Genomic DNA, 7,422 nt, shown 5'->3' on the forward strand with positions numbered 1-7,422 from the left:
GAGTGCTGCCCTGGGCGCTCGGTTTCACCACGGTCGCCTATGGGGCCGTCGCCGCCGTGCTTGGCGCCGGCTTCGTCTGGTATGCCTGGAAGGTGCTTGGCATGGCCGCCGACGATCGCGCCATGAAGCCGGCCAAGGCTTTGTTCGCCTATTCGTTGCTCTACCTCTTCGCCATCTTCGCCGCCTACCTCGCCGACTGCGTGGTCGGGCGCGCGCTCGCCATGGGGGGGATTTGATCGTGGCCGACAAGAACCTTGAGCTCGTCACGCTGACCGAACGCCAGCAGAAGGCACGGCGCAGCCGCTCGGTCGCCATCGGCGTTGCGCTGGCGGTGCTCGTCGTCATCTTCTATATCGCCACCATTGTGAAGTTCGGCCACAACCTCTCGGGGACGATGTGACGATGGCGCGCGAAACAATCACCGACCCCACCAAGAAGAACACCAACCGCGTCGTCGCCGGCGTCTGCATCGCCTTCTTTGCCGGCATGATCGGCATGGCCTATGCCGCAGTGCCGCTCTACACCATGTTCTGCCAGGCCACCGGCTATGGCGGCACTGTCAAGCGCGCCACTCAGCAATATGCCGACCGCGTGCTCGACCGCGACATCACCGTCCGCTTCGATGCCAACACCGCTGGCGTTCCGTGGGAGTTCCAGCCGGTCGCCCGCTCGGTCACCATCAAGATCGGCGAGACGGTGGAGGCACATTACAGCGCCACCAACAAGTTCGACCGTCCCTTTACCGGCCGCGCCACTTTCAACGTGCAGCCGGAACTGGCCGGTCCCTACTTCAACAAGGTGGAGTGCTTCTGCTTCACCGACACGACGCTGAAGCCCGGTGAATCGCTGGACATGCCGGTCGTGTTCTATGTAGATCCCGATATCGTCGACGTGCCGGAACTGAAGGACTTGAAGACCATCACCCTGTCCTACACCATGTTCCCGGTCGACAAGAACAAGCCCGTCGCATCGTCGGCGCCGGCCCAAAGCACCAACAAAGTTCCGAATACCGAAGCAAGCCTCGGGGGTTGATATGGCAGACGCACACGCAAAACCACAGCACGACTACCATCTCGTCGACCCCAGCCCGTGGCCGTTCCTTGGCTCCGTCGGCGCGCTGGTGACCGCCATCGGCGGCGTCTGCCTGATGCAGTACCTGAAGGCCGGCAGCTTCCCGATCTTCGGCCATAACATCGCCAATCCCTGGCTATTCTTCATCGGCCTCCTGATCGTGATCTACACCATGTTCGCCTGGTGGTCGGACACCATCAAGGAAGCGCATGAGGGCCATCACACCCGCGTCGTGTCGCTGCATCTGCGCTACGGCATGATCATGTTCATCGCCTCCGAGGTGATGTTCTTCGTCGCCTGGTTCTGGGCTTTCTTCGATGCCAGCCTGTTTCCGGGCGAGACGCAGCAATATGCCCGCACCGCCTTCACCGGCGGCGTCTGGCCGCCGAAGGGCATGGAGGTCCTCGACCCGTTCCACCTGCCGCTCTACAACACCATCATTCTGCTGCTGTCCGGCACAACGGTGACCTGGGCGCACCATTCGCTCATCCATGGCGACCGCAAGGGGCTGATCAACGGCCTGGTGCTGACCGTCGGGCTCGGCATGCTGTTCACCATGGTGCAGGCCTACGAGTACATGCACGCGCCGTTCGGCTTCAAGGATTCCATCTACGGCGCCACGTTCTTCATGGCCACCGGCTTCCATGGCTTCCATGTCATCATCGGCACCATCTTCCTGCTGGTCTGCCTGATACGCGCCATCAAGGGCGATTTCACCCCGAAACAACATTTCGGCTTCGAGGCGGCAGCTTGGTACTGGCACTTCGTCGACGTGGTCTGGCTGTTCCTGTTCAGCGCGGTCTATGTCTGGGCCTCGAACGGCGCGATGATCGAAGCCCACTGATTGCAGTCCGAGGAAATGTGACGAGGCGGCTGCGGCGACGTGGCCGCCTTCTTCTTTTCGGCGCAATGGCCGGCCATCGGTAGCCGATGTTGGCGAGAATTCCTTGTGCAGTCTGCGCATGCATGGTCTGGTCTTTCCCTGCGCTTGCAGGCCAGCAGGTCTATCTGGTCCGGGTTGAAAAGGCGGAGCGGCGACTTGAGCTGATCGGCGAAGGCGGCAAGATCCTTCGCAGTTTCAGCATCGCGCTGGGCAGTGAGCCGTTTGGCCACAAACACCAGGAGGGCGACGAGCGAACACCGGAGGGGCGCTACGTTCTCGACTGGCGTAACGCAAACAGCGCGGCCTACAAATCGATCCACATCTCGTATCCGAACGCCGACGATCTCGCGGCGGCACAGGCTCGCGGCGTGGACGCCGGCGGGATGATCATGATCCACGGCCAGCCAAATGGTTTTGGCTGGCTGGGGTGGCTGCTTCAATTGGTCGACTGGACCGATGGCTGCATTGCGGTTACGGACTCTGACATGGATGAAATCTGGACGATGGTGGCTGCTGGCACACCTATCGAGATCAAGCAATGAGTGACGACAAGGCGATCTGGCCACCCATCGAACCGATCTCGGCTGGCCTGCACGGCCGCTGCCCGCGCTGCGGCGAGGGCAAGCTGTTTTCCGGCTTCCTCAGCGTCGGCAAGCGCTGCGTCAATTGCGGCCTCGACTACTCCTTTGCCGATGCCGGCGACGGCCCCGCCGTGTTCGTCATCCTGATCATCGGCTTCATCATCGTTGGCCTGGCGTTGTGGATGGAGGTGACGCTCGGGCCGCCGCTCTGGGTCCACCTGCTGCTATGGATACCGCTGGCGCTGGTGCTGTGCTTGACGGCGCTCAGGCTGATCAAGGGCGTGCTCTTGACGCTGCAATACCGCAACAAGGCCGCCGAAGGCAGGCTGGACCACGGCGAATGAGCGAGGCATCCGCTCTGACGGCAGGCAGGTCCCGGCCCAGGCGGGCATTGCTGCTGATCCTTGCGCTGGCTCTGTTCGTCATCCTGGTCGGGCTCGGCACCTGGCAGGTCCAGCGCCTGCACTGGAAGGAGGGCCTGCTCCAGACCATCGACCAGCGCACGCATTCGGCGCCGCGCCCGCTGGCCGAGCTCGAAAAGCAGTTCGCCGCGACGGCTGACGTCGACTACACGCCCGTGACGGTGACCGGCACCTTCCTGCACCACGGCGAACGGCATTTCTTCGCCACCTGGGAGGGCGCTTCCGGCTTCGACGTCTTCACGCCGTTGCAGCTCGACGATGGTCGTTTCGTGCTCATCAACCGCGGCTTCGTTCCCTACGACCTGAAGGATGCGGCCAAGCGGCCGCAAGGCGAGGTCGCCGGCAAGGTGACTGTAACCGGGCTCGCCCGCAACCCGCTGGCGGCGAAGCCCTCGATGATGCTGCCCGACAATGATCTCGCCAAGAACATCTTCTACTGGAAGGACCGCGGCGCCATGGCGTCGAGCGCCGGCCTGCCCGCCGGCGCCGGCCTGGTGCCGTTCTTCATCGACGCCGACAAGACGCCGAACCCCGGCGGCCTGCCGGTCGGCGGCGTCACCGTTATCGATCTGCCGAACAGCCATCTGCAATATGCCGTCACCTGGTACGGCCTTGCCGCCGCCCTTGCCGGCGTCCTGCTTTTCAGGCTCCGCCGCCCGGCGAAAGCAGGGTGATTGCTGTCGTCGCCCTTGACAGGGCAGGGGCGCGCACCTCATTTCGCGCCTTAAGTTCCGAGCTCCGATCAACCGGTCCGCAATCATGCTTCAGACAAAGCCACCGCTGACGATCAGGCTCTGCCAGCCGCGCGGCTTCTGCGCCGGCGTCGACCGTGCCATCCAGATCGTCGTGCTGGCACTGAAAAAATACGGCGCGCCTGTCTACGTCCGCCACGAGATCGTGCACAACCGCTATGTCGTCGAGGGGCTGCAGAGCCTGGGCGCCGTGTTCATCGAGGAGTTGTCCGAGATCCCTCCCGAGCATCGGAAGTCGCCGGTCGTCTTTTCGGCGCATGGCGTGCCGAAATCGGTGCCGGCGGATGCCCAGGCGCGCAACCTGTTCTACCTCGATGCCACCTGTCCGCTGGTGTCCAAGGTGCATAAGCAGGCGATGCGCCACCAGCGCCTCGGCCGCCATGTGCTCCTGATTGGCCATGCCGGCCACCCCGAGGTGATCGGTACCATGGGCCAGCTGGCGGACGGCGCCGTCACTCTGATCGAGACCGAGGCCGACGCCGCCGTTTTCGAGCCCGCCGACCCGGCGGCACTCGGCTTCGTCACCCAGACCACGCTGTCGGTCGAGGACACCGCTGGCATCATCCGCGCGCTCACGGAGCGCTTTCCTGAGTTGCACGCGCCGGCCGCCGAATCGATCTGCTATGCCACTACCAACCGCCAGGAAGCGGTGAAGGAGACCGCCGCCGGCGCCGATCTCTATCTGATCGTCGGCGCCCCAAACTCCTCCAATTCGCGGCGTCTCGTCGAAGTCGCCGAACGCGCCGGCGCCACGATGTCGCTTCTCGTGCAGCGCGCCGCCGAGATTCCGTGGAACGACATCGCCAATATCTCGACGCTCGGCCTGTCGGCGGGCGCCTCGGCGCCGGAGATCATTGTCGATGAGATCATCGATGCCTTCCGGCAGCGCTTCGACGTGACGATCGAGCTGGCGGTGACGGCGACCGAAACGGAGGACTTTCCGGTGATGCGGGTTTTGCGCGATGTCGAACTGACGGCGGCCGACATGGCCTTCGTCAACGGAGCCGCGTGAAGCGCCCATGGCCGTCTATACCGATGTCAGCGAGGGCGAGCTTGGCGCGTTCCTGAAGGCCTATCCGGTCGGCGAACTCTTGTCCTACAAGGGCATCGCCGAAGGTACCGAGAATTCCAACTTCCTGCTGCACGCCACCAGCGGCTCCTACATCCTGACGCTCTATGAGAAGCGCGTTGACAAGGCTGACCTGCCGTTCTTCCTCGGCCTGATGGGTCATCTGGCGCGAAAGGGCATTTCCTGCCCGCTGCCGGTCACCGCGCACGACGGCACCGTCATCGGCCAGCTCGCCGGCCGGCCCGCCGTCATCATCACCTTCCTCGAAGGCCTGTCGCTGCGGCGGCCGACGGCGGCGCATTGCGGCGAAGTCGGCAAGGCGCTGGCCGAACTTCATCTCGCCGGCCGGGATTTTGCCTTGCGGCGGCCGAATGCCCTCGCCATCGACGGCTGGCGCAAATTGTGGGACGCCTCGCGCGACCGGGCCGACGAGGTCGAGCCCGGCTTGGCAGCCGAGGTCGATGCCGATTTCGCCGATTTCGAGCGCAACTGGCCGAAGGACCTGCCGGAAGGCATCATCCATGCCGACCTTTTCCCCGACAATGTCTTCTTCCTCGGCGAGAAACTGTCCGGCCTGATCGATTTCTATTTCGCCTGCGACGATCTCTACGCCTATGACGTCGCCACCTGCCTCAACGCCTGGTGCTTCGAGAAGGACTTTTCCTTCAACCTGACCAAGGGTACGGCGCTGCTCGCCGGCTACCAGAGTGTGCGGCCTTTGAGCGGCGACGAGAAGGCGGCGCTGCCGATGCTGGCGCGCGGCTCGGCGTTGCGCTTCATGCTGACCCGGCTTTATGACTGGCTGACCATTCCCAACGGCGGATTGGTCATGAAGCGCGACCCGACCGAATATATCCGCCGGATGCGGTTCCATCGGGCGATCAAATCTCCCTCCGAATACGGATTGCTATGACCAAGCATGTTGAAATCTTCACGGATGGCGCCTGCTCGGGCAATCCGGGCCCCGGCGGCTGGGGCGCCATCCTGCGATTCAATGGCAAGACCAAGGAACTGTCGGGCGGCGAGGCCGAGACCACCAACAACCGTATGGAATTGCTCGCTGCCATCTCGGCGCTGAACGCGCTGAAGGAGCCTTGCGCGGTCGAGCTTCACACCGACAGCAAGTACGTCATGGACGGCATTTCCAAGTGGATCCATGGCTGGAAGAAGAACGGCTGGAGGACCGCCGACAAGAAGCCGGTCAAAAACGGCGAGCTCTGGCAGGCGCTGGACGAAGCCAACCGGCGTCACCAGGTCACCTGGAACTGGGTCAGGGGCCATGCCGGCCATGCCGAGAACGAGCGCGCCGACGAGCTCGCTCGCGAAGGCATGGCGCCGTTCAAGAAAGACCCCGTCAGGCCTGCCGTGGCACCGCAGCCGGCGGCACAAGCTACGCAGCCGACAGCGGCAAAGCCGCGGCGCTCGACGCAGAGCTATTGATTCCGCAAGCGGCTCCGCTCCCCGGCAGGAAGACCCTCTATCGTGGCGACCGCATACTACATCACGCATCCCCAGGTTCAGGTCGATGCCAACGTTCCGGTGCCGGAGTGGGGGCTATCCGACATCGGGCGAGCCAGAGCGTCCACAATGCTCGACCAGCCCTGGATCGGGTCGATCCGGCGTGTCGTGTCGTCGGCTGAACGCAAGGCGATCGAAACCGCCGAGATCCTCGCAAGGCATCTGAACCTCACGGTCGAGGTGAGGGAACGGATGCACGAGAACGATCGGTCGGCAACGGGTTTCCTGCCGCCGCCGGAATTCGAGGCGGTCGCCGACCAATTCTTCGCCAATCCACACAGCAGCATTCGCGGATGGGAAAGGGCCATCGATGCCCAGCGCCGTATCGCGAGCGAAGTCGACGCGGTGCTCGGCGTCGACGGCCCCGGCGATATTGCTTTCGTGGGCCACGGGGGCGTGGGAACGCTCCTGCTGCTTTCCCTGACCGGGCGGGAAATCAGCCGCGAGGCGGACCAGCCAGCGGGTGGTGGCAACTATTTCGCCTACGAAATCAGCATGCGACGCGTCGTCCACGCATGGCGGCCGATCGACAGGCCGGCACCGCGACTGGATGGTTGATTTGGCCGGAAGCGAGCAAGTCTAGGCTTCTGGTTAAAATCACTTTTACGCCCGGCGCCATATGCTGCCCCGATCGACCTGGCACAAGGCATGGTGGCGATGTTCGGGCGCAGGATCTTCGGCAAGCAGCAGCACAGCTTTGCCGAGCTCAAGAAAAGGATGCGTCCGACGCCCGATGCCGACGGCGTGACGCGCGTATTCTCCAAGGAACTCTGGGACGATCCGAAAATCGGCTCCATGCTGCGCGAGCTCGGCTTCGCGCCGGACGATCAGCGCAACATAATGCGCACGGCCGACGACTACATCGCCCTCTTCGCCACGGCCAAATACCGGCTTCAGAAGCGCACCGAGACCTTCAACCGCGATATGGCGGCACGCCATGGCTATTGCCGTGCCGCCCCCTTCCTGGTCATCGATCAATCGATCTGGGACGGCGAGCATGGCGCGTTCCTCTATGCCCAGATGGATCTCATCGGTTTCGACGACTGGAATGTCATCATGCTGGCGGTGGATGCGCGGACCACGCAATTGTGCGGCCTGCCGGCGCATCCGGGCGCGGTGCCGGCGC

11 protein-coding genes and 1 pseudogene are annotated in these 7,422 nt (G+C 63.8%); all 12 read left to right on the forward strand.

Annotated elements, in window-relative coordinates; all coding sequences use genetic code 11:
* Positions 1 to 236, forward strand: a pseudogene (locus EN742_RS17515) (protoheme IX farnesyltransferase); the annotation flags it as partial.
* 2 nt (positions 237 to 238) lie between these two features.
* Positions 239 to 400 (forward strand): hypothetical protein, encoded by a 162-nt coding sequence (locus EN742_RS17520; RefSeq protein ID WP_126055920.1) that lies wholly within the window; start codon positions 239 to 241, stop codon positions 398 to 400.
* Positions 401 to 402: 2 nt separating this feature from the next.
* Positions 403 to 1,032: a cytochrome c oxidase assembly protein gene (locus EN742_RS17525; protein ID WP_126055919.1), complete on the forward strand. Its 630-nt coding sequence runs from the start codon at positions 403 to 405 to the stop codon at positions 1,030 to 1,032.
* 1 nt (position 1,033) lies between these two features.
* Positions 1,034 to 1,915: a cytochrome c oxidase subunit 3 gene (locus EN742_RS17530; RefSeq protein WP_126055918.1), complete on the forward strand. Its 882-nt coding sequence runs from the start codon at positions 1,034 to 1,036 to the stop codon at positions 1,913 to 1,915.
* A 122-nt stretch (positions 1,916 to 2,037) separates the two neighbouring features.
* Positions 2,038 to 2,496 (forward strand): L,D-transpeptidase family protein, encoded by a 459-nt coding sequence (locus EN742_RS17535; protein WP_348627258.1) that lies wholly within the window; start codon positions 2,038 to 2,040, stop codon positions 2,494 to 2,496.
* Positions 2,493 to 2,879, forward strand: coding sequence for a DUF983 domain-containing protein (locus EN742_RS17540; protein WP_126055916.1), 387 nt, complete (start codon positions 2,493 to 2,495; stop codon positions 2,877 to 2,879). Before EN742_RS17535 ends, EN742_RS17540 begins: the two co-directional genes overlap by 4 nt.
* Positions 2,876 to 3,631: an SURF1 family protein gene (locus tag EN742_RS17545; protein ID WP_189347301.1), complete on the forward strand. Its 756-nt coding sequence runs from the start codon at positions 2,876 to 2,878 to the stop codon at positions 3,629 to 3,631. Before EN742_RS17540 ends, EN742_RS17545 begins: the two co-directional genes overlap by 4 nt.
* Before the next feature lie 85 nt (positions 3,632 to 3,716).
* Positions 3,717 to 4,721, forward strand: a complete 1,005-nt coding sequence (ispH, locus tag EN742_RS17550) for a 4-hydroxy-3-methylbut-2-enyl diphosphate reductase (RefSeq protein ID WP_126055915.1) — start codon at positions 3,717 to 3,719, stop codon at positions 4,719 to 4,721.
* A gap of 7 nt (positions 4,722 to 4,728) precedes the next feature.
* Positions 4,729 to 5,691, forward strand: a complete 963-nt coding sequence (locus EN742_RS17555) for a homoserine kinase (RefSeq protein ID WP_127407571.1) — start codon at positions 4,729 to 4,731, stop codon at positions 5,689 to 5,691.
* On the forward strand, positions 5,688 to 6,218 hold the full coding sequence (gene rnhA, locus EN742_RS17560; protein WP_127407570.1) for a ribonuclease HI: 531 nt from the start codon (positions 5,688 to 5,690) through the stop codon (positions 6,216 to 6,218). The genes EN742_RS17555 and rnhA overlap by 4 nt, the downstream gene beginning before the upstream one ends.
* 42 nt (positions 6,219 to 6,260) lie before the next feature.
* A complete protein-coding gene (locus tag EN742_RS17565; RefSeq protein WP_128333077.1) occupies positions 6,261 to 6,854 on the forward strand; it encodes a histidine phosphatase family protein in 594 nt (197 codons plus the stop codon).
* Positions 6,855 to 6,944: 90 nt separating this feature from the next.
* On the forward strand, positions 6,945 to 7,422 hold a 478-nt coding region (locus tag EN742_RS17570; protein WP_189375421.1), incomplete at its 3' end, for a hypothetical protein.

The organism is Mesorhizobium sp. M4A.F.Ca.ET.020.02.1.1 (assembly GCF_004022645.1).
Lineage (GTDB): Bacteria > Pseudomonadota > Alphaproteobacteria > Rhizobiales > Rhizobiaceae > Mesorhizobium.

Bases quoted from the DNA above. Each gene is read 5' to 3' on its own strand.
- EN742_RS17545 (WP_189347301.1), top strand. From the start codon at position 2,876: ATGAGCGAGGCATCCGCTCTGACGGCAGGCAGGTCCCGGCCCAGGCGG.
- ispH (WP_126055915.1), top strand. From the start codon at position 3,717: ATGCTTCAGACAAAGCCACCGCTGACGATCAGGCTCTGCCAGCCGCGC.
- EN742_RS17525 (WP_126055919.1), top strand. From the start codon at position 403: ATGGCGCGCGAAACAATCACCGACCCCACCAAGAAGAACACCAACCGC.
- EN742_RS17555 (WP_127407571.1), top strand. From the start codon at position 4,729: ATGGCCGTCTATACCGATGTCAGCGAGGGCGAGCTTGGCGCGTTCCTG.
- EN742_RS17530 (WP_126055918.1), top strand. From the start codon at position 1,034: ATGGCAGACGCACACGCAAAACCACAGCACGACTACCATCTCGTCGAC.
- EN742_RS17535 (WP_348627258.1), top strand. From the start codon at position 2,038: ATGGTCTGGTCTTTCCCTGCGCTTGCAGGCCAGCAGGTCTATCTGGTC.
- EN742_RS17540 (WP_126055916.1), top strand. From the start codon at position 2,493: ATGAGTGACGACAAGGCGATCTGGCCACCCATCGAACCGATCTCGGCT.
- rnhA (WP_127407570.1), top strand. From the start codon at position 5,688: ATGACCAAGCATGTTGAAATCTTCACGGATGGCGCCTGCTCGGGCAAT.